Origin of the sequence: Streptomyces sp. NBC_00029, assembly GCF_045160505.1 — a bacterium.
Lineage (GTDB): Bacteria > Actinomycetota > Actinomycetes > Streptomycetales > Streptomycetaceae > Streptomyces.
Window position 1 is genome coordinate 7,552,106 of record NZ_CP108292.1, and the last position, 24,221, is coordinate 7,576,326.

The 24,221-nt window shown below is 72.6% G+C and carries 18 protein-coding genes; 11 read left to right on the top strand and 7 right to left on the bottom strand.

Annotated features, from left to right (window positions below):
- Nucleotides 1-47 precede the first annotated feature (47 nt).
- From OG753_RS34810 to OG753_RS34820, 3 genes are all read left to right on the top strand, one after another.
- Complete coding sequence (locus OG753_RS34810) at nt 48-1,244, top strand: CapA family protein (RefSeq protein WP_405791371.1); 1,197 nt, start codon at nt 48-50, stop codon at nt 1,242-1,244.
- Nucleotides 1,245-1,449: 205 nt separating this feature from the next.
- The gene (gene lysX, locus OG753_RS34815; protein WP_405791372.1) at nt 1,450-4,752 is read left to right on the top strand and encodes a bifunctional lysylphosphatidylglycerol synthetase/lysine--tRNA ligase LysX; all 3,303 of its coding nucleotides are present in this window, start codon (nt 1,450-1,452) and stop codon (nt 4,750-4,752) included.
- Between the two features lie 114 nt (nt 4,753-4,866).
- On the top strand, nt 4,867-5,763 hold the full coding sequence (locus tag OG753_RS34820) for a polysaccharide deacetylase family protein (RefSeq protein ID WP_405791373.1): 897 nt from the start codon (nt 4,867-4,869) through the stop codon (nt 5,761-5,763).
- A 42-nt stretch (nt 5,764-5,805) separates the two neighbouring features.
- Here OG753_RS34820 and OG753_RS34825 read toward each other — a convergent pair whose 3' ends face one another.
- Nucleotides 5,806-6,468 carry a class F sortase gene (locus OG753_RS34825; protein ID WP_327265631.1) on the bottom strand — a complete coding sequence of 221 codons (663 nt, stop codon included), beginning with the start codon at nt 6,466-6,468 and terminating at the stop codon, nt 5,806-5,808.
- 364 nt (nt 6,469-6,832) lie between these two features.
- Between OG753_RS34825 and OG753_RS34830 the strand changes: the two genes are divergently transcribed.
- Nucleotides 6,833-7,351, top strand: a complete 519-nt coding sequence (locus OG753_RS34830) for a hypothetical protein (RefSeq protein ID WP_327265632.1) — start codon at nt 6,833-6,835, stop codon at nt 7,349-7,351.
- A gap of 114 nt (nt 7,352-7,465) precedes the next feature.
- On the opposite strand, the gene OG753_RS34835 is transcribed toward OG753_RS34830, so the two are convergent.
- Nucleotides 7,466-8,044, bottom strand: a complete 579-nt coding sequence (locus OG753_RS34835) for a hypothetical protein (protein ID WP_405791374.1) — start codon at nt 8,042-8,044, stop codon at nt 7,466-7,468.
- Between the two features lie 269 nt (nt 8,045-8,313).
- Entirely contained in the window at nt 8,314-9,084 is a 771-nt protein-coding gene (locus OG753_RS34840) for a hypothetical protein (protein WP_327265634.1), read from the bottom strand.
- A gap of 1,063 nt (nt 9,085-10,147) precedes the next feature.
- Between OG753_RS34840 and OG753_RS34845 the strand changes: the two genes are divergently transcribed.
- Both OG753_RS34845 and OG753_RS34850 read left to right on the top strand, forming a co-directional pair.
- A complete protein-coding gene (locus OG753_RS34845; RefSeq protein WP_327267009.1) occupies nt 10,148-10,978 on the top strand; it encodes an SAM-dependent methyltransferase in 831 nt (276 codons plus the stop codon).
- A complete protein-coding gene (locus tag OG753_RS34850) occupies nt 10,975-13,212 on the top strand; it encodes a putative bifunctional diguanylate cyclase/phosphodiesterase (RefSeq protein WP_405791375.1) in 2,238 nt (745 codons plus the stop codon). The genes OG753_RS34845 and OG753_RS34850 overlap by 4 nt, the downstream gene beginning before the upstream one ends.
- A 56-nt stretch (nt 13,213-13,268) precedes the next feature.
- Here the strand turns inward: OG753_RS34850 and OG753_RS34855 are convergent, their stop codons facing one another.
- Nucleotides 13,269-14,342: an FAD-dependent monooxygenase gene (locus OG753_RS34855; protein ID WP_405791376.1), complete on the bottom strand. Its 1,074-nt coding sequence runs from the start codon at nt 14,340-14,342 to the stop codon at nt 13,269-13,271.
- A 105-nt stretch (nt 14,343-14,447) separates the two neighbouring features.
- On the opposite strand from OG753_RS34855, the gene OG753_RS34860 reads away from it, so the two are divergent.
- A complete protein-coding gene (locus tag OG753_RS34860; protein ID WP_405791377.1) occupies nt 14,448-15,134 on the top strand; it encodes a TetR/AcrR family transcriptional regulator in 687 nt (228 codons plus the stop codon).
- Between the two features lie 73 nt (nt 15,135-15,207).
- Here the strand turns inward: OG753_RS34860 and OG753_RS34865 are convergent, their stop codons facing one another.
- A complete protein-coding gene (locus OG753_RS34865) occupies nt 15,208-16,086 on the bottom strand; it encodes a LysR family transcriptional regulator (RefSeq protein WP_390171894.1) in 879 nt (292 codons plus the stop codon).
- Nucleotides 16,087-16,181: 95 nt separating this feature from the next.
- On the opposite strand from OG753_RS34865, the gene OG753_RS34870 reads away from it, so the two are divergent.
- From OG753_RS34870 to OG753_RS34885, 4 genes are all read left to right on the top strand, one after another.
- On the top strand, nt 16,182-16,886 hold the full coding sequence (locus OG753_RS34870; protein WP_327265639.1) for a succinate dehydrogenase: 705 nt from the start codon (nt 16,182-16,184) through the stop codon (nt 16,884-16,886).
- A gap of 2 nt (nt 16,887-16,888) precedes the next feature.
- Entirely contained in the window at nt 16,889-18,928 is a 2,040-nt protein-coding gene (locus OG753_RS34875) for a fumarate reductase/succinate dehydrogenase flavoprotein subunit (RefSeq protein WP_405791378.1), read from the top strand.
- Nucleotides 18,925-19,671 (top strand): succinate dehydrogenase/fumarate reductase iron-sulfur subunit, encoded by a 747-nt coding sequence (locus OG753_RS34880; protein ID WP_327265641.1) that lies wholly within the window; start codon nt 18,925-18,927, stop codon nt 19,669-19,671. Before OG753_RS34875 ends, OG753_RS34880 begins: the two co-directional genes overlap by 4 nt.
- A 236-nt stretch (nt 19,672-19,907) precedes the next feature.
- Entirely contained in the window at nt 19,908-20,588 is a 681-nt protein-coding gene (locus tag OG753_RS34885; RefSeq protein ID WP_405791379.1) for a hypothetical protein, read from the top strand.
- 85 nt (nt 20,589-20,673) lie between these two features.
- On the opposite strand, the gene OG753_RS34890 is transcribed toward OG753_RS34885, so the two are convergent.
- Together OG753_RS34890 and OG753_RS34895 are read right to left on the bottom strand one after the other, a co-directional pair.
- Nucleotides 20,674-23,118 (bottom strand): ABC transporter, encoded by a 2,445-nt coding sequence (locus OG753_RS34890; protein ID WP_405791380.1) that lies wholly within the window; start codon nt 23,116-23,118, stop codon nt 20,674-20,676.
- 24 nt (nt 23,119-23,142) lie between these two features.
- The gene (locus OG753_RS34895; protein WP_405791381.1) at nt 23,143-24,132 is read right to left on the bottom strand and encodes an MsnO8 family LLM class oxidoreductase; all 990 of its coding nucleotides are present in this window, start codon (nt 24,130-24,132) and stop codon (nt 23,143-23,145) included.
- Between the last annotated feature and the right edge of the window lie 89 nt (nt 24,133-24,221).

Consider the following 24,221-nt stretch of genomic DNA (forward strand, 5'->3'; position numbering starts at 1 on the left):
GATCACATGTCAGATAGTCGTATTAATGGGAGTCGGGAGTCGGGCCCATGACCACGCGAATCCGGCCGCAGGTGCTCGCCCTCCTGTCGGCCCTGCTGCTGTCCGCCGCCGCCGGATGCTCGGCGGGCGGGAACGCACCCGCCCGTCTCGGGGACTCCGGCGCACCGGCCACCCCTTCCAGCGCCGCCGGATCGCCCGCCGCCAAGGGCTTCACCCTGGTCGCGAGCGGCGACGTACTGCCGCACACCTCCGTCATCCAGCGCGCGGCGAACGACGCGGAGGGCGCCGGGTACGACTTCGGGCCGATGTTCTCCGGAGTCAGGAACGTGGTCTCCGCGGCCGACCTCGCCCTCTGCCACATGGAGACCATCTACGGGGAGGAGGGCGGGCCCTTCTCCGGCTACCCGGCCTTCAAGTCCCCGCCGGAGGTCGCCGACGGGCTGAAGGACGCCGGGTACGACGGCTGCTCCACGGCCTCCAACCACACCCTGGACGACGGCGGTGCGGGGCTGCGCCGCACCCTGGACCGCTTCGACAAGGTCGGGCTGAAGCACGCCGGCTCGGCCCGGACCGCCGCCGAGGCGGCCACCGTGACCACGTACACGGCGGGCTCCGCCAAGGTCGCCCACCTCGCGTACACCTACGACACCAACGGCTACCCGCTGCCCGAGGGCCAGCCGTGGGCAGTCAACCTGATGAAGCAGGACAAGATCATCGCGGATGCGCGGGCCGCCCGGAAGGCGGGCGCGGACGTAGTGCTGGTGAGCGTGCACTGGGGCACGGAGTGGGAGACCGAACCGGACGGGACCCAGCTCTCGCTCGGCAGGGCGCTGACCGCCTCGCAGACCGGAGGCCGCCCCGACATCGACATGATCCTCGGCACGCACGCGCACATCCCGCAGCCCTACGAGAAGGTCAACGGGACCTGGATCGTCTACGGCATGGGTGATCAGGTCGCCGGCGAGATGTTCAACCACACGGGCGCGCGCGACATGCGGGGCAACTACGGGTCGATCGGCCGCTTCACCTTCGAACCGCCGGCCGCCGCCGGGCAGCGCTGGCAGGTCACCAAGGCCGAGTTCGTGCCGCAGATGATGGACCTGTCCGCAGGCCGGGTCGTCCACCTGCCCGACGCCCTCGCCAAGGACCCCGGCCGCGAGGACTACGAGAGCGCCCGCGACGACATCAGCGAGGCCGTGCTCAGCCGCGGCGCCGCCAAGGACGGCCTGACCATGGGCAGGTAGCCGGGGGAGCGCAGGGCGCGGGAGGCGACGGAACCACAGCGCTGCCGGGCCGGCGGCCCGCCGTGACCAGGCACATTGCCACCGAGCCCACGAGGCGGCGGCCCGGCCGCGGCCGGGGGAGGTCCCGGGCCGGCCCGGCCGGCCCGCGGGACGGGCGCATCCGCTCGGCGCGCGCACCGGCCCCGCCCTCCCTACAGTGCGAACCATGAGTGCCACCGTGGAGGAGACGCGCGGAACCCGGAACCGCTTCCTGAACCGGGTGCCCGACGGATTCGGCGCGTTCTTCGGAGCGCTCGGCCTGCTGTGCGCCCTGCTCGCGCTCTCCCCCACGCTGCGGCGGCTCCTGCGGCACGTCGTGCGGTTCCTCGACCTGATCGTCGTCCCGGTCAGCGCGAACCTCGCCTACGCCGTCTTCCTCTTCCTCCTCGCCGCGGCCCTCGGCACCCGCAAGAAGGTCGCCTGGTGGATCGTCATCACCTACTTGGCCCTGCTGATCCTCGACGACGTGCTGGTGATGGCCGTCGGCGACTACTGGATCGGCATCCCCTCCATGGCCGTCGCCGTCGCCGCGATGGCCCTGCTGATCGCCGCCCGCCACGAGTTCTACGCCGCCTCCCGGCCCGGGGCCCTGTGGCACGCCCTGATCGTGCTCGGCCTCGGCATGCTCGCCGCCGTACTCGCGGGCTGGGCGCTCGTCGCCCTCTTCCCCGGCACCCTGCCCAAGGGCCAGTGGCTGGACTGGGCCGCCAAGGAGGTCTTCGGCGGGCTCTTCTCCGCCCGGCAGTTCGACGGCCACCCGCCCCGCCCGCTGTACTTCCTGCTCGGCCTCTTCGGCGCCGTCGCCCTGCTGAACGCGGCCATGACCCTCTTCCGCTCCCAGCGCCTGACCGCCGCCCTGCACGGCGACGAGGAACCCCGGATCCGCGCCCTCCTCGCCGCCTACGGACGGGGCGACTCCCTCGGCTACTTCGCCACCCGGCGCGACAAGGCCGTCATCTTCGCCCCCAACGGCAAGGCGGGCGTCACCTACCGCGTCGAGGCCGGAGTCTGCCTCGCCAGCGGGGACCCGGTCGGCGACCCCGCCTCCTGGACCGCCGCCATCGACGCCTGGCTGGCCGTGGCCGGGCGCTACGGCTGGCAGCCCGCCGTCATGGGCGCCTCCGAGGACGGCGCCACCGCCTACGCCCGCTCCGGTCTCGGCGCACTGCAGCTCGGCGACGAGGCCATCCTGCACGTCGCCCACTTCGACCTTGACGGGCGCGACATGCGCGTCACGCGCCAGGCCGTCAACCGGGTCAGGCGCACGGGCGCCACCACCGTCATCCGCCGCCACTCCGCCCTCTCCCAGGACGAGATGCAGAGGATCGTGGAGAGCGCCGACAAATGGCGCGACACCGAGACCGAACGCGGCTTCTCCATGGCCCTGGACCGGCTCGGCGACCGCTCCGACGGGGACTGCCTGCTCGTCGAGGCCTTCGACGGCAAGGGAGAACTGATCGCCCTGCTCTCCTTCGTCCCCTGGGGCAGGGACGGCATCTCCCTCGACCTGATGCGCCGCGACCGCACCGCCCCCAACGGAGTCATGGAGTTCATGGTCGCCCAGCTCTGCGCCGCGTGCCCCGGCCTCGGCGTGCACCGGATCTCCCTCAACTTCGCCGTCTTCCGCTCCGCCTTCGAGGAGGGCGGCCGGATCGGCGCCGGCCCCGTCCTGAAGCTGTGGCGCAAACTGCTCCTCTTCTTCTCCCGCTGGTGGCAACTGGAGGCGCTGTACCGCTCGAACGTCAAGTACAACCCCGAGTGGTACCCGCGGTTCCTCTGCTACCAGGACGCCGGCTCGCTCGCCCGGGTCAGCCTCGCCTCCGGCATCGCCGAGGGCTTCGTCTCCGTACCCAGCCTGCGCACCCTGTGGGGCAACGGCCACCCCAAGGGCCTCACGGCCCCCGCCACCACCGAGGGACTGCCCTCCATCGAGTCCATGGGCCTGGACGCCGTGGAGCAGGAGACCGCGGGCGCCGAGGCCGAGCGGCTGCCCGAACAGGTCCGGGTCCGCCACGCCAAACTGGACCGCATCCGGGCGGCGGGCACCGACCCCTACCCGGTGGGCATCCGCCCGCGCACGCACACGGTCGCGGAGCTGAAGGCCGCCCACCCCACCCACCCGCCCGGCTCCCGGACCGGCGCCGAGGCCACCCTCGCCGGGCGCGTGATGCTCGTACGCGACCTCGGCGGCGTGGTCTTCGCCGTCCTGCGCGACTGGTCGGGCGACATCCAGCTGATGCTCACCCGCGACGAGGCCGGGGCCGACGTACTGGACTCCTTCACCTCCCAGGTCGACTTCGGCGACCACGTGCTCGTGAGCGGCGAGGCCGGCGCCAGCAGGAGCGGCGAGCTGTCCCTCGTGGTCCGGTCCTGGCAGCTCACCGGCAAGTGCCTGCGCCCCCTCCCCGACAAGCGCAAGGGCCTCGCCGACCCGGAGGCCCGCGTCCGCCGCCGCTACCTCGACCTCGTCGCGAGCCCCGAGGCGCGCGACGTCGTACGGGCCCGCTCCAGCGCGGTCCAGGCCCTGCGCCAGGGACTGCTCGACCGCGGCTACCTGGAGGTCGAGACCCCGATGCTCCAGCAGATCCACGGAGGCGCCAACGCCCGGCCCTTCCGCACCCACATCAACGCCTACGACCTCGACCTGTACCTGCGCATCGCACCCGAGCTGTACCTCAAGAGGCTCTGCGTCGGCGGCATGGAGAAGGTCTTCGAGATGGGCCGCACCTTCCGCAACGAGGGCGTCTCCTACAAGCACAACCCCGAGTTCACGATGCTGGAGGCCTACCAGGCCTTCGCCGACTACGACGTCATGCTCAACCTGACGCGCGAGCTGATCCAGGGCGCCGCCACCGCCGCCTTCGGCTCGCCCATCGCCCACAAGGCCGGACCGGACGGGAAGCTCGTCGTCCACGACATCTCCGGAACCTGGCCGGTCAAGACCATGTACGGAGCCATCAGCGAGGCTCTCGGAGAGGAGGTCGACGCCGACACCGAGGAACAGGCGCTGCGCAGGCTGTGCGACCGCGCGTCCGTCCCGCACGCCCCCGAGGACACCCGCGGCGACGTGGTGCTGGAGATGTACGAGCGCCTCGTCGAGGAGCGCACCAAGCTGCCCACCTTCTACAAGGACTTCCCCACCGACGTCTCCCCGCTCACCCGCCAGCACCGCCGGGACCCCCGGCTCGCCGAGCGCTGGGACCTGGTCGCCTTCGGCACCGAACTGGGCACCGCCTACTCGGAGCTGACCGACCCGGTGGAACAGCGCCGCCGCCTCACCGCCCAGTCGCTGCTCGCGGCGGGCGGCGATCCGGAGGCGATGGAACTCGACAACGACTTCCTGGACGCCCTGGAGTACGCGATGCCGCCCACCGGCGGCCTGGGCATCGGCGTGGACCGCCTCGTCATGTTCCTGACGGGCCTGACGATCCGCGAGACGCTCCCGTTCCCGTTGGTCCGCCGCGGCTGACCGCTCCGCCGGCCCGTCCGGGGACGGCCCCCGGCGTGGGCCGAGCGGGTGAGGGGAAGAGGGTGCGTCCGCGCCTCTCGACAACTTCGGCCATGTCGTTGATACGTAGTAATAATGAAAAACGACGAGCCGACAGTAGGGCGGCGCACGGTCCTGCGCACCGCCGTCTTCCTCGGGGTCGCCGCCGCCACCGGCCTGATCGGGGTGGGTGGTGAGGACGGCGCCCCGGGCCCCGGAGCGGGTGGCGGGCCCGGTTCCGGGTCACCGGGCGGGCCGGGGGCGCAGCCCGCGGCGGGTGCGCCGGGGCTGCGGGCGCAGGGGATGCCGGAGAAGTCGTACCGGCTGCGGCCCATGACCGCCGAGGCACCGGTGCGCCAGGCCGCCGCGAAGCCGGCCGTACGGACCCGGCCCATCCTGGAACTGTCCGCCGAGGCCGCCGCGTCGAGCGGCATGGTGCTCACCTTCGACGACGGCCCGGACCCCCGCTACACCCCCGCCATCCTCGACACGCTCGCCCGGTACGGCGTACGCGCCATGTTCTTCGTCTGCGGGGAGATGGCCACCGAGAACCGGGACCTGCTGCGCCGGATGGTCGACGAGGGCCACGTCATCGGCAACCACACCTGGACCCATCCGCTCATCCCCAAGCTCAGCCGGCCCGCTCTCGCCTCCGAGATCGGCCGCACGAGCGAGGTCGTGCACAAGGCCGTCGGAGAGGCGCCTGTGTGGTTCCGGGCACCCTACGGAGCCTGGAACCGCGCCGCCTTCGAGATCGGGGCCGAGCTGGGCATGGAGCCGCTCGCCTGGACCGTGGACACCCTGGACTGGAAGGAACCGGGAACCACGACGATCATCTCCCGGGTCCTGGGAGGCGCCGCGCCCGGCGTGATCGTCCTCTCGCACGACGCGGGCGGCAACCGCTCGCAGAGCGTCCAGGCCATCTCCTCGTACCTGCCCCAACTGCTCGCGCAGGGCTACCGGATGACGCTCCCGGCGCTGCCGCCCCGCTGAACCGGGGGCCGGCCGCGCCGGACGCTTTGGACGGTCCGGGGCTCAGCGGGCCTCCACCATGCGGGCGAAGACGACCACGTTGCCGTCGTAGCCGCGGGCCTTGGAGTATCCGCCGCCGCAGGTGATCACGCGCAGTTCCGGATGCCCGGTGTCCCCGTACACCCGGGCTCCGGGGAAGGCCTCCTTGGAGAACACCTCCACGCCGTAGACCTCGAACACCGCGGTGCGGCCGTCGTAGCGCTCCACCTCGATGCGGTTGCCCGGCTTGACCGAGCCCAGGCCGTAGAAGACCGCGGGGCCCTGCGCGTTGTCCACGTGGCCCACGATCACCGCCGAGCCCTGCTGGCCCGGCGAGATGCCGTTGAGGTACCAGCCGGCGAGATTGCGGTCCTGCGGGGGCGGGGCGTCGATCCAGCCCTCCGCGTCCAGCCCGACCGTCATCACCGGCGCGTCCACGTTGATCGTGGGGATGCGGACGCGCTGTACCGACGAGTGCTCCAGCACCTCCATGTCCGCCGGCGGCCTCGGTGCGGCCGCGGGCAGCCGGCCGCCCGTCACCGCGACGGCGGAGGCCGCGGTGGGCTGGGGCGGCCCGTCGTCGAGGTTCACACCGTTTCGCACCATGGCGAGGCCGGTGAGCATGACCAGGGCGAGCGCGCCCCACGGTGAGCGTTTGCGCGACTGCCCGGTCTCGTCCTCGCCCATCGTTCTCCCTTCCCGACGCGGGGGTCCCGACCCGCGTTCCCGTCCCGCCCCAGTACGCCCTACTTCACGCACGCTAAGGCCGGGTCGGCAGGACGGCGAGGGGGGAGGGGCGAACGGGTGGCCGCCACCCGGAGGGGGCCGGACGGGGTGCGCCCATCCAGGTAATCGTCACATAAATGCCTGACGGGTCGTGACCTGCGGATCCGTCAGTTGCGCCGTCGGCGCTTCGGCGTGTCGCTCAACCGGGCGGCCCAAAGCCGGAAATGCGCAGATTGCGGGACGACCCGAGGGTTCGACGTGGGAGGCGTTCTCGTCGATCATCCGGGGCCGACGCTCCGGGGCGCTTCCCGCTGGAGGTTCCATCATGCGTGTTTTGCGCGCTCTTACCGTGACGGCGGCAGCCTGCGCCGCGATCGGCCTCAGTGCCCCACTCGCCTCCGCGAACCAGGATCCCGGCGGCCGGGGTGGCAACGGGGGCGGGAACGGTCCCAGCAACATCTCGGTCAACCCGTACTCCGTGCACCAGGGCGCCACGATGCAGGTGAGCGCGGCGGGCTGCGGACACGGCGGCACCGTCACGTCGCACGGAAACTTTCCGCCCGCCAACCTGTCCGCCGGGTCGATCGGCTTCGCGAACGTCCGGATCTTCAACCACGCCTCGCCGGGTCACCACACCTTGTCGGTCAAGTGCAACGACAGCAGCCTGGTGGCCACGCACCGCTTCACGATCCTCGAGGGCAACCCCTCGCAGGGCGGTATCGGCGGATCCTTCGGCCCGTCCACCGCCGAGACCGCCATCGGCGCGGGTCTCGTCGGCTCGGCGGCCCTCGGCGCCGGTGCACACGTGCTGCGCCGTCGCCGTCCGCTGCGCAGCCGGGCCTGACGGGCAGGGGCATCCAGGTATCTCCCCGGACGCAGATCCCCCGCTACCGCCGGTCGCCCCGAGTCCTGACGAGGACTCGGGGCGACCGGCGGTAGCGGGGGATGTCCGGTGGGTTCAGTGGCTGCGGTCGGACCCCCTGCGGCGCAGGGCGAAGACGGTGCCGCCCGCGGCGGCGAGGAACAGTCCGGCGCCGGCGCCGAGCTCCACGGGATCCATGCCCGCCACGCTGCCGCCGAGGCCGCCGCGCACACCGAGGGCGGAAGCGGGGGTCGGCGTGGCGGCACCGCCGATGGCGGTGCGCGTGGAGCTCGTGGTCGGCAGGGTCGTGCCGCCGGCGATCGTCAGATCGGCCGAGCCGGTCTCCCCGTTGCAGGTGAAGGAGACCGAGTAGACGGCTCCGCGCCGGGCGTCCCGGTCCACGGTGACCCGTACGGTCTGGCCGCGCGCGATGCTCACGGTGTCGAAGACCCCGGAGGAGGCGGTGGCGTAGGCGGCGTTGCAACGGCTGACCGCGAGGACCGTCTGCCCCCCGGGGGCGACGGTCGAAGGCGTGAGGGTGAAGCCGAACGACGTGATGGCGGGCTGGGCCTCGGCGGCGGTCGCGGCGGGCGCACCGAGGACGCCGAGCGCGAGGACGGCGCCCGTGGCGCCGGCGCTCAGCAGGGCGGTGGCGGAGGTTCGTATCGCACCCATGGTTGGTTCTCCGGATCCCCGAGGAGCAGCCGCGGAACGGTTTCCGCACGTGGGGGGTCGTGCGCCTCGATGTCCGACACGCTAGGTCCGGGTACGGTGACCCGCGATCAGGAACGGGCGAATGGGGCATGACCGTAGGCCGAACCGGGGACCGGAGGCCCGTCCCCGGTTTGCGGGCGGCCCGGACCGGGCCCGGTCGGGTCCGGTCGGGTCCGGGCCGGGCCGGTCCGGATCGATCCGGCTCGGTCCCCAAGGGACGGGCCGGCCGCCTAGCCGCCGAGGTCCAAGTGGGAGAACTGGGCGAGGAAGGGTTCGGCGGTGGCGGCGACGCCCCGGCCGAACGGCGCGTCGAAGTCCCAGATCAGGAACAGCAGGAACGCGATGAGGGCGCTGAAGAGGCCCGCCAGCAGCAACTCCCGGAACGACCGCCTGATCTGCAGGGTGAAGATCAGGCCGACCGTCACCAGGGCCCCGGCGATCAGCCCGAACCACACCACCCCCGGCATGGTGGCCCCGGCGCTCTGGCCGCGTGCACTGCGGGCGTCGTCGGCCACCGCGACCTGGTCGACCAGAGGCTGGTACGCCTGCCCCTCGTGGTCGGTCTGCGGCTCGTAGTCGGTGACGTCCCGGCGGATACGTTCCAGCAGCTCCCCGCCCCGTTCGGTGAGCTCGCCGTGGTCGGCCATGCGCTTCCACTCCGTGTCCACCACGTAGGTCACGTAGGCGTCGACGTCGGACCGGATCCTGGTGCGCACCTCGGCCGGGTAGACCTCGGAGCGGACGCTGATCTCGTGCAGGGCCTGCGCCTCCTGGCGCACGTATTCCTGGGCGGCTCCGCGGCCCTCCCAGACTCCGGCGATCGCCAGGCCCAGCACGATCGCATAGATCACCCCGATCATCATCGTCATGTACTCGATGACGTCCGGGGTCTCGTTCGGATCGTCGTCATCGCCGATCCTGCTGTGGTTGAAGAAGGCGATGGACAGCACCACGGCGCAAGCCGCGGCCATCGCGATGGACAGGACGAGCCATTCCGACAAGATGACTCCCAATCGGTTACTGGTCGGGCGGAAGAAGCGCTAGCGGGGACGCAGTGCGACGATCGCGAGCACCGCGGGTGCGGCGGTCATCAGGGTGAAAGTCACCGGCGAGATGTGGTGCTCGACGGGTTTGCGGGCCGCGGCGCGATACACGGGGCGGGCCACCGGTTTCGGCGGTGCGGGTTTCACCTCTGGGGCGGGTGGTGGCAGTGGTGCGGGTGGGGCTGGTGGTGGCGGTGCGGGAGCCCTGACCACGCGAGGTGGCGGTGGCGCCGGCTCGGGCGGTGGCGGCTTCGGGAGGGCGGGCTTCGGTACGGGCTTCGGTGCCGGTTTCGGCGGGGGCGGTGGGGGAGGGGGCGGCGGGGGTGGAGTCGGCTCGGGCGGCGGTGGAGTGGGCGTCGGCTCGGGTGGCGGCGTGGGCTTCGGCGGCGGCTTCGGCGGGCACGGTGGAGGGGGCGGCGGCGGTGGGCAGTGGGGGTGGCCGTGACGGCCCCCGCCATGGCCGCCCCCGCGACGTTTCCCGTGGTCGGAGCCCTGGTCGTCACCGTGATGTCCGCCACGCGGGCCGCGTCCGCGGTCGCTGTCGCCGGCCACGGCGGCCACCGCGGTGGCGGCCGGGCCGTCGCCGGAGTCGGTCGTCGCGTAGGCGCGGCTATCAGCCACGGCCGGCGTGACGGTCAAGGCCGCCCACAGCAGGACCGGGACTGCCAGCAGGCGCCTGGCACAGGCTCTGTTCACCCCGGGAGCATGGGCCCGCGCGCGCCCGGGCACGCGAGGCTCGGCCCCGGTTCGCCTGAACGGGTGGACCCGTGACCAGAGAGGTTTGAGCCACTTCTGGGGCGGTGGTGAGGTGAGGTCGATCGCCCACCGAACAATTCCCATAAGGGACTTGTCGGTATCGGTCATTCCCTCACCCGGCGTGATGGCGCCTTTGGTGTGTGACGAAGAACGGATCGCCAATTTCCGCTTTTGCTCGCCCTGTTGGGAAATGATCAGTACATTCGGCTCGGACAGGAGTCCGACCTCGGACGGACGACCGCAGGACCAACGCTTGGAGACCCCGATGGAGCGCCCCGCCTGGGCCCCGCCAGGCATCGACATATCGGTGCCGAGCGTGTCCCGCATCTATGATTACTACCTGGGCGGGTCCCACAATTTCGAGGTCGACCGGCAGACGGCACGGCGTGCCATGGAATTCATGCCGGGACTGCCCAAGATCATGCAGGCCAACCGGGCATTCATGCGCCGCGCCGTCCGGCACGCCGTGGCCGAGGGCGTCACGCAGTTCCTCGACATCGGCTCCGGCATCCCCACCTTCGGCAACGTCCACGAGATCGCCCAGGCCGCGACCCCGCAGGCCCGCGTCGTCTACGTGGACCACGACCCGGTGGCCGTCGCGCACAGCCGCGCCGTCCTCACGGGGGACGAGCACACCGGCATCGTCGCCGCCGACCTGCGCAAGCCCAGGGAGATCCTGGCCGCCCCCGAGGTGACCCGGCTGCTCGACCTCGGCCGCCCGGTCGCCCTGTTGCTCGTCGCCGTCCTGCACTTCCTGGAGGAGGCGGACGACCCGTACGCCGCCGTCGCCGAGCTGCGCGACGCGCTGGCTCCCGGCAGCCTCCTGATCCTCACGCACGCCTCGTACGAGGGGATCCCGCTCCCCGCGGAGGTCGCGGGCGGCACCGTGGGCGTGTACCGGGACATCCGCAACCCCCTCGTCATGCGCTCCGGGGAGGAGATCAGGGGCTTCTTCGACGGGTTCGAGCTGCTGGAGCCCGGCCTGGTGTCCATGCCCGACTGGCGGCCGGACCGGCCGGTGGACGGGGAGGACGCAGAGACGCCGGAGGACCCCTACGCCTTCTCGGGCTTCGGCGGCGTGGGACGCAAGGCGTGAGACTTCCGGCACAGACGGCGGGCGCGCCGGGCGCCACCGCGGCGCCCGCCGCGGCACCGGCCACGGAGTCCGCGGCGGCTCCGCACGGTGGCATCGAGGACCGGATCGCGCGCTTCGCGACGATCTGGGGACGGGCGATCTTCCCCGTCACGGCGACCTCACTGACCCGCACCGAGTTCGAACGGCACCTCCTCCCCCTGACCCGGACGCTCACCGGCGCCCTGCACGCCAGGCCCTTCGACGCCTCGATCGCCCAGCAGGTCGGGGCGGAACTCGTCGCCGTGCACTGCACCGACCCCGAGGCCCTGGCCGGCACCCTCGGGGTGATCGAGTCGTACCTGGTGCTCTACTGCGGCCCGGACGGGCCCGAGGGTTCCGGCGTGGAGGGCACCGAGGAGTACCGGTCCCGCTGCGCCCGGCTCCAGCACGGCATCGCGGCGGGATATGCCCGGGCCCTGCGCGAGCGCACCCTCCGGGAGCAGGAGGCCATCGCGCGCTCCGCACTGACCGCCCGCACCGACGCGCAGCAGGCCCTGCACGCGAGCGAGGAACGCTTCCGGGCGGTCTTCGAGGGCGCGGCCGTCGGCATCGGCATCGCCGACCTCGACGGGAACGTGCTGGAGGTCAACGACACCCTGCTGCAGATGTTCGGCGGGCTGGAGGGACACGTCCGCAGCCGCAACGTCAGCGAGTGGGGGCACCCCGACGACACCCCCCACGTCTGGCGGATGTACGGCGAGCTGGTGCGCGGCGAGCGCGAGAGCTACCGCGTGGAGAAGCCGTACTACCGGCACGACGGGACCGTGCTCTGGACCAATCTGACGGTGTCGCTGCTGCGCGACGCCGAGGGGAAGCCGCAGTACCAGCTGGCGCTGATGGAGGACACCACCGAGCGCCGGCTGCTGAATCTGCGCCTGCGCTACGAGGCCACCCACGACGCCCTCACGGGCCTGCCCAACCGGACGCTGTTCTTCGAACGGCTGGAGAAGGCCCTGAGCGGGGCCGGCGGTGACCGGTACGGCCTGTGCTACCTCGACCTCGACGGTTTCAAGGCGGTCAACGACAGCCTCGGGCACTCGGCGGGGGACCGGCTGCTGGTGGAGGTCGCCGACCGGCTGCAGAGCTGCGCGACCGGCCCCGGTGAGGTCGTCGCCCGGCTCGGCGGTGACGAGTTCGTCGCCCTGACCACCGGCGCCGACACCGAACAGAAGGTGACCGACCTCGCGGTCCGCATCCTGGCGGCCCTGTCCACGCCGATCCCGCTGGAGGGCCGGGAGCTCTCGGTCCGGGGCAGCATCGGCATCGTCGAGGGCCCGGCCAGGGAACGCACCCCGGCGGAGGTGCTGCGCAGCGCCGACATCACGATGTACCGGGCCAAGGCGGCCGGCGGCAACCGCTTCGAATTCGCCGACGCCGAGGCCGACGCCCGCGCGATCACCCGCCACGGCCTGACCAACGCCCTGCCGGCGGCGCTGGAACGCGGCGAGTTCTTCATCGAGTACCAGCCGCTGGTCCACATGCGCGACGGCAGCGTGCACGGGGCCGAGGCGCTGGTGCGCTGGTCCCACCCGCAGTACGGGGTCCTCGGCCCGGACCGCTTCATCCCGCTCGCCGAACGGACCGGGCTGATCGTGCCGCTCGGCCGCTGGGTCCTGGAGGAGGCGGTCCGCCAGGCCCGCATCTGGCAGCGCGAGCACGGAGGCGCCGCCCTGCGGATCAACGTCAACCTCTCGCCGACCCAACTGCACCACCCGGGCCTGGTCGCCGACACCGTGGCGGTGCTGGAGAAGTCCGGCCTCGCCCCGGGCGCCCTGTGCCTGGAGGTCACCGAATCGGCCCTGATAGGAGCCGACGACGAACTCCTGGAGCCGCTGCGCCGGCTCGCCGCCCTCGGCGTGGACATCGCGCTCGACGACTTCGGCACCGGCTACTCGAACCTGGCCAACCTGCGGCGGCTGCCGGTCAGCGTCCTCAAGCTCGACCGCTCCTTCACCCAGGGGATGCAGCAGCAGCCCGCCAACCCGGTCGACGTCAAGATCGTGGAGGGCATCGTCGCCCTGGCCCACAGCCTCGAACTCGCGGTCACCGTCGAGGGCGTGGAGACCGGAGTCCAGGCCGCCCAGCTGCGCGCCCTCGGCTGCGACACCGCGCAGGGCTGGTACTACGCCCGGCCCGGCGCCCCCGACCGCATCCACACCCTGTCCCTCTCGGACGCGGTGCCCTCGCCCTCCTGACGTCCGCCGTCGGGAGGGCGGATCCGGGAGCCGGGCCTGCGACGGCCTGCGCCGACTCATGCCCGCTCCAGGCCGACCTCCGTCCCGCGGCCGGGGGTCCGGACGGCCTCCAGGACCCGCTCGTACCGCTCGGCCGTGTCAGCCAGGACCTCCGCGGCCACCGGCAGCCGCTCCGCCTCGTACGCGTCGAGCACCTCCTCCCCGGCGTCCCCGGTGAGGGCCGCCGCCAGCGTCCTGCCGAGGGCCGCCGCGTCCTGGATGCCGGTGTTCATGCCGAGCCCGCCGGCTATCGGCTGCACATGGGCGGCGTCCCCTGCGAGGAAGGCCCTGCCCTCCCGTATCCGCGTGGCCATGCGGACGTTGACCCGCCAGGCCGAGATCCACGTGGCCTCGGCGAGCCGGATCCCCGGCACCCGTGCGTGGCGGTCGAAGAGCCGCTGGAAGCCTTCCAGGGAGGGCGGCAGCGGTTCACCCCGGTCGTTGCGCTCGGGCGAGGCCTGCAGCTGGAAGGAGTCCGTCCCCGGCATCGGGCAGAGCAGGATCCCGCTGCCCTCCGAGGTGAACCACTGGTGCCAGACGTCCCGGCCGAGCCCCGGCGCGCTGACGTCCCCGAGGACCATCGCGGGTTCCTCCTGACCGTTGCCCTCGAACGGGATGCCGAGCAGCTTGCGGGTGGTGCTGCGCCCGCCGTCGCACCCGGCGAGATAGCGGGCGCCGATCACGGTGCCGTCAGCCAGCTCCGCGCGCACCCCGGACCCGTCCTGGGTGATTCCGGCGAGCTCCGATCCGTACTCGACCCGCACGCCCAGCCCGGCGAGCCGGTCGCGCAGGGCCGCCTCGATCTGCCACTGCCCGATCAGCAGCCCCGCGTCGGTGGGAGTGTCGTTGATGTGTTCCCCGTCGAAGTACTTGCGCAGGACCACCCTGCGGCTGCCGATGGCGGCCAGGGTCTCGAGCACCCCGAGCTCCTCGAAGATCTCGAGGCTGCCCGGCAGCAGCCCCTTGCCGCGGGACTCGCGGTGGGGCGCGCTGCGCCGGTCGATGACGCGCACGGCGACCCCGCGCCGTGCGAGGTCGCAGGCGAGCGTCAGTCCCGTGGGGCCGGAGCCGGTGATCAGTACATCGGTCATGGGATGTCCTCTCCTCGTCGTTGCCTCAAGGAAAGCGGCTCTCGAGAGAAAAAGCAACCCGGTTAAAAAAATAACTCGGTCACCAATCCGTGCTACGCTGTGCGCATGGAGAACACGACGGGTCTGCGCGAGAACAAGAAGCTCCGTACGCGTCGCCAGCTGGCGGCGACGGCGCTGGAGCTCTTCCTGGAGCGGGGCTTCGATGCCGTGTCGGTGGCGGAGGTCGCCGCCGCGGCCGAGGTCTCCAAGCCCACCCTCTTCCGGTACTTCCCGAGCAAGGAGGACCTGCTGCTCGACCGGTTCGCCGACCATCAGGACGAGGCGGCCCGCATCGTGCGCGACCGGCCCGCCGGTCGGACGCCGGCCGGCGCGATGCGCGCGCACTTCCTGGCGGCCCTGGCCGAGCGGGACCCGATCACCGGGCTGTGCGACCATCCGAACGTGGTCGCCTTCCAGCGGCTCCTCTACAGCACCGCCAGCCTGCAGAGCCGGCTGAGGCATTACACCGACCGTGAAGTGGATCTGCTCGCCGCCGTGTTCGAGGCAGAGGCGCTGACCCCGCTCGCCGCCCGCCTGGCGGCGATGCACCTGGTGGCGGTCCGCCATGAGCTGGGCCGGGAGAACTTCCGGCGGATCGACTCCGGCCGGAGCGCCGACGAGGCCTACCCGGCAGCGGTGGCCGACGCCGATCAAGCCTTCGCGATGCTGGCCGACGGCCTCGACAGGGCCCTGCCCATATCCCCGGCCCCGGCCCCAGCCCCGGATTCGGCCCGGGCCTCCGCCGCGGAATGACCGTGTCTGCGCCCGCCTCGCCGACGCTCCGGCCCTGGCTCCGGCCGCGGCGTCGGCCGGGGCGTCGGCGGGGTCAGCCGGTGAGTATGCGCTTCAGCTCGCGGGCCGCGCGCGGCGGAGCAACGTCGGTGCGGTGAGCCAGGGCGATCGTGCGGCGCAGCGGCGAGCCGGCCAGCGGGGTCACCCGCAGGCCCGGACCGGCGCGGTCCACCACCATCGCCGGGACCACCGCGATACCGAGCCCCGCCCGGACGAAGCCGAGGACCGCGTCCATCTCGCCGCCCTCCACGGTGAAGACCGGCTCGAAGCCCTCCGCGCGGCAGGCCGCCACAGTCAGCTCCCGCAGGTCGTAGCCGTGCCGGAACATCACCATCGGCTCGTCCCGCAGCCCCGGGATGGTCAGCTCGCCGCCCCCGCCGGGCGCCGGGCGTTCCGCGGACGAGACCACCACGAGGTCCTCCGTCAGCAGCTCCACCGTGGTCAGGGCCGGAGCCGACGGGGGCAGCGGCAGGGCGATCAGAGCCAGGTCCAGGGCCCCGCGCGCCAGCTCCCGTACGAGGTCGAGCGAGCCGCTCTCCTCGATCAGGAGCTCGATCCCCGGGTGCGCGTCGTGGAAGGTCCGCAGGACGTCCGGCAGCAGGCCGGTGCAGATGCTCGGCGTGGCACCCAGTCGGACGCGACCCCGGCGCAGCTGCGCCAGCTCCTGGACCTCCAGTCGCGCGGTGTCCGCGTCCGCCAGGATCCGCCGGGCCAGCGGCAGCAGCGTCTCGCCCGCGTCGGTCAGCGTGATGTTGCCCCGCGCCCGGCTGAACAGCTCGGCCCCCAGTTCCCGTTCGAGCGCCTTGATCTGCTGGGAGAGTGAGGGCTGGGCCACGTGCACCCGCTCCGCGGCCCGGGTGAAATGCCGGGTCTCGGCGACGGCCACGAAGTAGAGGAGCTGCTGGAACTGCATCGGCCCAGGCTATCGCCCTGGATAGGCAGTGGCTATCGAGATCAGCTCCATCATGTCTTGGACCTTTCGGGACCTTCGTCCTTACCGTCGAGGACATGGCTCTGGCAACGCGGACGGATCGACGGCCGTCCATCACGCGAACGATCTGGGACTCCTCCGTCGGCAAGAAGTCCGTGATGGCCGTGTCCGGCCTGATCATGCTCGGCTACCTCGTCGTGCACATGCTCGGCAACCTCAAGATCTTCTTCGGGGCGGACGAGTTCAACGGCTACGCCCACTGGCTGCGCACCCTCGGCTCGCCCTTCCTGCACCACGAGTGGGCGCTGTGGATCGTCCGCGTGGTCCTGCTCGCCGCGGTCGCCGCCCACGCCGTGTCCGCCTACCAGCTCAGCCGCCGCGACATCAAGGCCCGCCCGGTGAAGTACGCCCACAAGCGCCGCCGCGCGAGCTACGCCACCCGCACGATGCGCTGGGGCGGGATCATCCTCGGCCTCTTCATCGTCTGGCACCTCCTCGACCTCACCACGCTCACCGTCAACGAGCGCGCCTGGGCCGGGCACCCGTACGAGAACGTCCTCTCCACCTTCTCCACCTGGTACGGGAACACCATCTACATCGTGGCGATGGCCGCCCTCGGCCTGCACGTCCGGCACGGCTTCTGGAGCGCGGCGCAGACCCTCGGCGCGGGCAGCGCCCGACGCGAGCGGACGCTGAAGTTCCTGGCCAACGGGCTGGCCCTCGTCCTCTTCGCCGGCTTCGTGTCCGTCCCCGTAGCCGTCATGACCGGAGTGGTGAACTGACCATGAGCGACCCGCAGCACGACCACCAGCAGCACGGGCACAAGCCGCACGAGCGCGAGCAGCACGAGCGCGAGCAGCACGGGCACGAACCACACCCGCACTACGCCGGCTACACGACCGGCGAGCCCGTGGCCGACACCAAGGCCCCCGAAGGCCCCGTCGCGGACCGCTGGGACCGCCGCCGCTTCGAGGCGAAGCTCGTCAACCCGGCCAACCGCCGCAAGCACACCGTCATCGTCGTCGGCACCGGCCTGGCGGGCGGTGCGGCCGGCGCGACACTCGCCGAACAGGGCTACCACGTGGTCCAGTTCTGCTTCTCCGACTCCCCGCGCCGCGCCCACTCCATCGCCGCCCAGGGCGGCATCAACGCCGCGAAGAACTACCGCAACGACGGCGACTCGGTGCACCGCCTCTTCTACGACACCGTCAAGGGCGGCGACTTCCGCGCCCGCGAGTCCAACGTCCACCGCCTCGCCCAGATCTCCGTCGAGATCATCGACCAGTGCGTGGCCCAGGGCGTCCCCTTCGCCCGCGAGTACGGCGGCCTCCTCGACACCCGCTCCTTCGGCGGCGTCCAGGTCTCCCGCACCTTCTACGCCCGCGGTCAGACGGGCCAGCAGCTGCTCCTCGGCGCGTACCAGGCGCTCTCCCGGCAGATCGCCGCGGGCAACGTCGATATGCACGCCCGCACCGAGATGCTGGACCTGATCGTCGTCGACGGCGTGGCCCGCGGCATCGTCGCGCGCGACCTGATCACCGGCGAGATCTCCACCTATTACGCGGACGCCGTGGTGCTGGCGAGCGGCGGCTACGGCAACGTCTTCTACCTCTCCACCAACGCCATGAACTCCAACGCGACCGCCGTCTGGCGGGCGCACCGGCGCGGCGCGTACTTCGCCAACCCCTGCTTCACGCAGATCCACCCCACCTGCATCCCGCGCACCGGCGACCACCAGTCCAAGCTCACCCTGATGAGCGAGTCCCTGCGCAACGACGGCCGCATCTGGGTCCCCACGGCCAAGGGCGACACCCGCGCCGCGGCCGACATCCCCGAGGCGGAGCGCGACTACTACCTGGAGCGGATCTACCCCTCCTTCGGCAACCTCGTGCCCCGCGACATCGCCTCCCGCGCCGCGAAGAACGTCTGCGACGAGGGCCGCGGCGTCGGCCCCGGCGGCCAGGGCGTCTACCTCGACTTCGCGGACGCCATCCGCCGCATGGGCCGGGACAAGGTCGCCGAGAAGTACGGCAACCTCTTCGAGATGTACGAGCGGATCACCGCGGAGAACCCGTACGAGGTCCCCATGCGGATCTACCCCGCCGTCCACTACACGATGGGCGGCCTGTGGGTCGACTACGACCTCCAGACCACCGTCCCTGGTCTCTTCGCCATCGGCGAGGCCAACTTCTCCGACCACGGAGCCAACCGCCTCGGCGCTTCCGCCCTGATGCAGGGCCTCGCCGACGGCTACTTCGTGCTCCCCTCCACGATCAACGACTACCTGGCCCGCCACCCGCACGAGGACACCGTGGACGACAGCCACCCCGAGGCCGCCGCGGCGATCCGCGAGACCCGGGACTGCCTGGCGAAACTCCTCGCTGTCGACGGCGACCGCACCCCCGACTCCTTCCACCGCGAGATCGGCGAACTGATGTGGGAGTACTGCGGCATGGCCCGCAGCGAGGAGGGACTGCGCAAGGCGCTCGACCGCATCCCCGAGATCCGCGAGGAGTTCTGGCGCCGCATCAAGGTCCCCGGCCGCGGCGAGGAGTTCAACCAGTCGCTGGAGAAGGCCAACCGCATCGTCGACTACCTCGAACTCGCCGAGCTGATGTGCCTCGACGCGCTCCACCGCGCCGAATCCTGCGGCGGCCACTTCCGCGAGGAGTCCCAGACCCCCGACGGCGAAGCAGCCCGCCGCGACGAGGAGTTCGCATACGCGGCCGCCTGGGAGTACCAGGGCACCGGCGCCGCACCCGTCCTGCACAAGGAAGACCTCGTCTTCGAGTACGTCCACCCCACCCAGCGGAGCTACGCATGAAGCTCACCCTGCGCGTCTGGCGCCAGCGCGGCGCCGACGCCCCCGGCCACATGGCCTCGTACGAGGTCGACGGCATCTCGGAGGACATGTCCTTCCTGGAGATGCTCGACACCCTCAACGAGGACCTCATCCTGCGCGGTGAGGACCCGGTCGCCTTCGACCACGACTGCCGCGAGGGCATCTGCGGCGCCTGCAGCCTCGTCATCAACGGCGACGCCCACGGCCCGGAACGCACCACCACCTGCCAGCTCCACATGCGGTCCTTCGCCGACGGCGACACCATCGACGTCGAGCCCTGGCGGGCCGCCGCCTTCCCGGTGGTCAAGGACCTCGTCGTCGACCGCGGCGCCTTCGACCGGATCATCCAGGCCGGCGGCTACATCACCGCCCCCACCGGCGCCGCCCCCGAGGCGCACGCCACCGCCGTGCCCAAGGCCGACGCCGACTTCGCCTTCGAGCACGCCGAATGCATCGGCTGCGGCGCGTGCGTGGCGGCCTGCCCCAACGGCTCGGCCATGCTCTTCACCTCCGCCAAGGTGAACCACCTGAACGTCCTCCCGCAGGGCTCGCCGGAGCGCGAGACGCGCGTGCTGGACATGGTGGCCCGGATGGACGACGAGGGCTTCGGCGGCTGCACCCTCACCGGCGAGTGCGCCACCGCCTGCCCGAAGGGCATTCCGCTGCCCTCGATCGCCGCGATGAACAAGGAGTGGCTGCGGGCGGTGCGCAAGGGGCCCCGCTGAACCCGCCCCGCCTCCTCCCCCTCTCCGCCCCCGTCTCCGCCTCTGCGGTCCCTGTCCCACCGGCCCACCGGCCCACCGGCCCACCGGCCCACCGGCCCACCGGCCCACCGGCCCGCCGGCCCACCGGCTCCCCGCCCCGTGGCCGCGGGCCCGCCCCTGCGCCGATCGGCTGACCGCCGCGGTCCGGCCCCGTGCCGCACCCCGGCGGCACCCGGGCCATGGGGGACAGTGACCCCATGCCAGAAGCCCCCGTCGGGTCCGGACCGCGCCGTCGAGCCGTGCTGGCCGCCCTTGCCCCGCTGGCCGTCTCCGCATGCTCCGGCGGCGAAGCCCCCGAAGTCCTCCGCACCCCTGCGCGCGGCCCCGAAGCCGGCCATGAATCCGGGCCCGAGGACGCGCTGATCATGGTGATCCGGCATGCGGAGAAGCCGTACGCCGGTGGCGTCGGCCGGGACGCGGACGGCGAGGACGATCCCGGCTCCCTGGCCGGCCGTGGCTGGCGCCGGGCCGAGGAGCTCCCGCGGCTCTTCCCGCCGAGCTCCGGATCCTTCCTGCCCCGCCCCGCGGCGGTCTTCGCCGCCGGCGGGAAGCCGAGCGGCAAGGAGCGCGCCCCGGCGCGCTGCCGGCAGACCGTGGCGGCCCTGGCGGCCGCACTGCGCACCCCCGTCCGCACCGAGTTCGCCGTCGGCGCCGAAGCGGCCCTCGCGCAGGCCGCGTTGGCCGCGCCCATGCCCGTACTCGTCTGCTGGGAGCACAGCGGGATCCCGCGCCTGGTCCGGTCGCTCGGCGCCCATCAGGTCCCCGGCACACCGGCGGGCTGGCCGGACCGCCACGACCTCGTCTGGATGTTCACCCGCCGTCAGGGCCGGTGGAGCTTCCGCGAACTGCCCCAGCAGCTGCTCGCCGGCGACGTCTGAGCCGCAGCCGGCGGATCGGCCCTTCCCGGCGCCGCCCCCGGACGCCCCCGGACGCCCCCGGCAGCAGCCCTATGCCTCCCCTGCCTTACCCGTTGATGCGGTCTCTGTGGTCTGTCTCTGCGGTCTCGCGCTCGCGGCCGGACCCGAGGGCCCTCGCCAGGTACGGAGCGGTACGGCTGCCCGCCGCGGCGGCCACCTCCGGCGGAGTGCCCGCGGCCACCACCCGGCCGCCCGCCGTGCCGCCGCCCGGGCCCAGGTCGATGACCCAGTCCGCGCCCGCCACCACCTCCATGTCGTGCTCCACGACCACGACCGAGTGCCCGGCGTCGACCAGCCCGTGCAACTGCCGCAACAGGACCCGCACATCGGCCGGATGCAGCCCGGTCGTCGGCTCGTCCAGCAGGTACAGCGTGTGGTCCCGGCGCAGCCGCTGCAGTTCCGTCGCCAGCTTGATCCGCTGTGCCTCGCCGCCCGACAGCTCCGTGGCCGGCTGCCCCAGCCGCAGGTAGCCGAGCCCGATCTCTTCCAGCGCCCGCAGGCTGCGCGCCGCCGCCGGCACCTCGGCGAAGAAGGCGGCCGCCGACTCCACCGTCAGGCCCAGCACCTCCGCGATGTTCAGCCCCGCGTACCGGACCTCCAGGGTCTGCGCGTTGTACCGGGCGCCCGCGCATTCGGGGCACGGGGCGTACGTACTGGGCAGGAAGAGCAGCTCCACCGAGACGAAGCCCTCGCCCTGGCAGGTCTCGCAGCGCCCGCCCGGCACGTTGAAGGAGAACCGGCCCGCCTTCCAGCCGCGGGCCCTTGCCTCGGGGGCGGCCGTGAAGAGCCTGCGCACCACGTCGAACAGCCCGGTGTACGTGGCCAGGTTGGACCGCGGGGTCCGGCCGATCGGCTTCTGGTCCACCTCCACCAGCCGCCGCACGGGAAAGTCCGGCTCCGCGAGCCGCTCGCCGACCTCCCGGGCCAGCACCTGCCCCACCAGCGTGGACTTGCCCGACCCCGACACCCCGGTCACGGCCGTGAACACCCCGAGCGGGAAATCCGCCGTCACGCCCCGCAGGTTGTGCCGGTCCACGCCGGTCAGGCGCACCGCCCCGGTCGCCCCGCGCACCGGTCGGGGCGTCCCGGCCGCCTCCCGCCCCGCGAACAGGTGCCGGGCCGTCGCCGACTCCGCCACACCGGCCAGGTCCTGCGGCGGCCCGCTGTGGAGCACCTGCCCGCCGTGCTCCCCGGCCAGCGGCCCCACGTCCACCAGCCAGTCCGCGTGCCGCACCACATCGAGGTCGTGTTCCACGACGAAGACCGTGTTCCCGGCCTCCTTCAGCCGGTCCAGTACGTCCAGCAGCGCCTCGGTGTCGGCCGGATGCAGCCCCGCCGACGGCTCGTCCAGTACGTACACCACCCCGAACAGCCCCGACCGCAGCTGCGTCGCCAGGCGGAGCCGCTGCAGCTCGCCCGCGGACAGGGTCGGCGCGGTCCGGTCCAGGCTCAGATAGCCCAGCCCCAGCTCGGTGACGGGCCCGATCCGGGAACGCAGGTCCTCGGCGAGCACCCGCGCGGCCTCTCCCTCCAGGGGCGCGGAGGCCAGTACGGCGTCCAGGTCGGCCAGCGCCAGCGCCGCCAGCTCGGCGATGGTCCGCCCGGAGAAGGTGACGGCGAGGGCCTCGGGGCGCAGCCGCCGGCCCTCGCACACCGGGCACGGCGAATCGGTGAGGAACTTCTCGGCCCGGGTCCGCAGGGTGGCGCTCTTGCTGTCGGCGAAGGTCCGCATGACGTAGCGGTGGGCGCTCATGTACGTGCCCTGGTAGGGCCGCTGGATCCGGTCGGCATCGCGCACCGGGTGCACGGTCACCACCGGCTGCTCCTCGGTGAACAGGATCCACTCGCGGTCCTTCGCGGGCAGCTCCCGCCAGGGCCGGTCCACGTCGTGGCCGAGCGCCTCCAGGATGTCCCGCAGGTTCTTGCCCTGCCAGGCACCCGGCCAGGCCGCGATGGCGCCTTGGCGGATCGACAGTTCCGGCTCGGGGACCAGGAGTTCCTCGCTCGTGCGGTGGATGCGGCCGAGACCGTGACAGGAAGGGCAGGCCCCGGCCGCGGTGTTGGGCGAGAAGGAGTCGGAGTCCAGCCGCTCCGCGCCCGGCGGATAGGTCCCGGCCCGGGAGAACAGCATCCGCAGGGAGTTGGACAGCAGGGTCACCGTCCCGACCGAGGTGCGCGAGCCCGGGGTCGAGCGGCGCTGCTCCAGCGAGACGGCGGGCGGCAGTCCGGTGACGGAGTCCACCTTCGGTGCGCCGATCTGGTGGATGAGCCGGCGGGCGTACGGGGCCACGGACTCGAAGTACCGGCGCTGGGCCTCGGCGTAGAGCGTGCCGAAGGCGAGGGAGCTCTTCCCGGACCCGGAGACCCCGGTGAACACCGTCAGCGCGTCGCGCGGGATGTCCACGTCGACGCCGCGGAGGTTGTGCTCCCGGGCGCCGCGGACCCGTACGAAGGGGTCGCCGTTGACCTGAGGTGGAGTGGGCTGGTGCATTCGTCCTATTTTAAGGGCTCGGGTTCAGAGGTCCGCGATCCGGGCCAGCCGGGCGTAGGAGTCCAGCAGTGCCGTTCGGTCGTACGTGGACGTGGTGACCAGCAGTTCGTCCGCGCCGGTCGTCGCGGCGATGTCGGCGAGCCGGTCCGCCACCCGGTCCTCGGTGCCGTGGACGTGGCCGGCGAGGGCGTCCTCGTACAGCTCGCGCTCCTTCGGGGTCATCTGCAGGGCCTCGATCTCCTCGGCCGGTCGCAGCGGGGGGAAGCTGCCCCGTGTGCGGGAGTGCGCGAGGGCCCAGGCCTCCGGGACGAGGATGCGGCGGGCCTCCTCGGCGGTGGCGGCGACCGCCACCGTGCCGGAGACCACGACGTACGGCTGCTCACCCTGGGCGGAGGGCCGGAACTCCTTGCGGTACGCCCGGACGATCTCGTCCACCCGGTCGCGGGCCCGCAGGTCGCCCACGACCAGGGGCAGCCCCGCCCGGGCGGCGATGCCGGCGCCCTCGCCGGTGGCCAGGACGTAGGCCGGGATCCGCAGTCCCTCGGCGGGCCGGGCGTGCACCTCGGGATGCGCCCGCTGGGTGCCGTCGAGCCAGCCCAGCAGCTCGGCCAGCTGTTCCTCGAACCGGTCGGCGTCGCCGGTTCCGCGGCCCAGCGCCCGCCGGATGCCGCCGGTGAAGCCGACCGAACGGCCGAGCCCCATGTCGATGCGGCCGGGGAAGAGCGACTCCAGGACCCCGAACTGCTCCGCGACCACCATCGGCTGGTGGTTGGGCAGCATGACCCCGCCCGTGCCGACCCGGATCCGGTGCGTCGCCGCGGCGACGGCGGCGGCCAGCACGGTGGGCGCCGAGCCCGCCACACCGGGCACGCTGTGGTGCTCCGACACCCAGAAGCGGTGGTAGCCGAGATCCTCGGCCGCCCGGGCCAGATCCACGGTGTCGCGCAGCGCCTCCGGGGCCGGGTGGCCCCGGCGGGTGCGCGACCGGTCGAGTATCGAGATTCTTCGGATCACACAGGACTCAACGTCCGTCGGCCGTGAGGATTCCCGGGCCGACGCCGGTCCGCCCGCTCTCCTGGGCCGGCGGGATGGGGCTCTCCTAC

Bases quoted from the DNA above. Each gene is read 5' to 3' on its own strand.
- OG753_RS34885 (WP_405791379.1), top strand. From the start codon at position 19,908: ATGCCAGAAGCCCCCGTCGGGTCCGGACCGCGCCGTCGAGCCGTGCTG.
- OG753_RS34855 (WP_405791376.1), bottom strand. From the start codon at position 14,342: ATGACCGATGTACTGATCACCGGCTCCGGCCCCACGGGACTGACGCTC.
- OG753_RS34890 (WP_405791380.1), bottom strand. From the start codon at position 23,118: ATGCACCAGCCCACTCCACCTCAGGTCAACGGCGACCCCTTCGTACGG.
- OG753_RS34875 (WP_405791378.1), top strand. From the start codon at position 16,889: ATGAGCGACCCGCAGCACGACCACCAGCAGCACGGGCACAAGCCGCAC.
- lysX (WP_405791372.1), top strand. From the start codon at position 1,450: ATGAGTGCCACCGTGGAGGAGACGCGCGGAACCCGGAACCGCTTCCTG.
- OG753_RS34810 (WP_405791371.1), top strand. From the start codon at position 48: ATGACCACGCGAATCCGGCCGCAGGTGCTCGCCCTCCTGTCGGCCCTG.
- OG753_RS34820 (WP_405791373.1), top strand. From the start codon at position 4,867: ATGAAAAACGACGAGCCGACAGTAGGGCGGCGCACGGTCCTGCGCACC.
- OG753_RS34870 (WP_327265639.1), top strand. From the start codon at position 16,182: ATGGCTCTGGCAACGCGGACGGATCGACGGCCGTCCATCACGCGAACG.
- OG753_RS34825 (WP_327265631.1), bottom strand. From the start codon at position 6,468: ATGGGCGAGGACGAGACCGGGCAGTCGCGCAAACGCTCACCGTGGGGC.
- OG753_RS34835 (WP_405791374.1), bottom strand. From the start codon at position 8,044: ATGGGTGCGATACGAACCTCCGCCACCGCCCTGCTGAGCGCCGGCGCC.
- OG753_RS34860 (WP_405791377.1), top strand. From the start codon at position 14,448: ATGGAGAACACGACGGGTCTGCGCGAGAACAAGAAGCTCCGTACGCGT.
- OG753_RS34845 (WP_327267009.1), top strand. From the start codon at position 10,148: ATGGAGCGCCCCGCCTGGGCCCCGCCAGGCATCGACATATCGGTGCCG.
- OG753_RS34880 (WP_327265641.1), top strand. From the start codon at position 18,925: ATGAAGCTCACCCTGCGCGTCTGGCGCCAGCGCGGCGCCGACGCCCCC.
- OG753_RS34865 (WP_390171894.1), bottom strand. From the start codon at position 16,086: ATGCAGTTCCAGCAGCTCCTCTACTTCGTGGCCGTCGCCGAGACCCGG.
- OG753_RS34830 (WP_327265632.1), top strand. From the start codon at position 6,833: ATGCGTGTTTTGCGCGCTCTTACCGTGACGGCGGCAGCCTGCGCCGCG.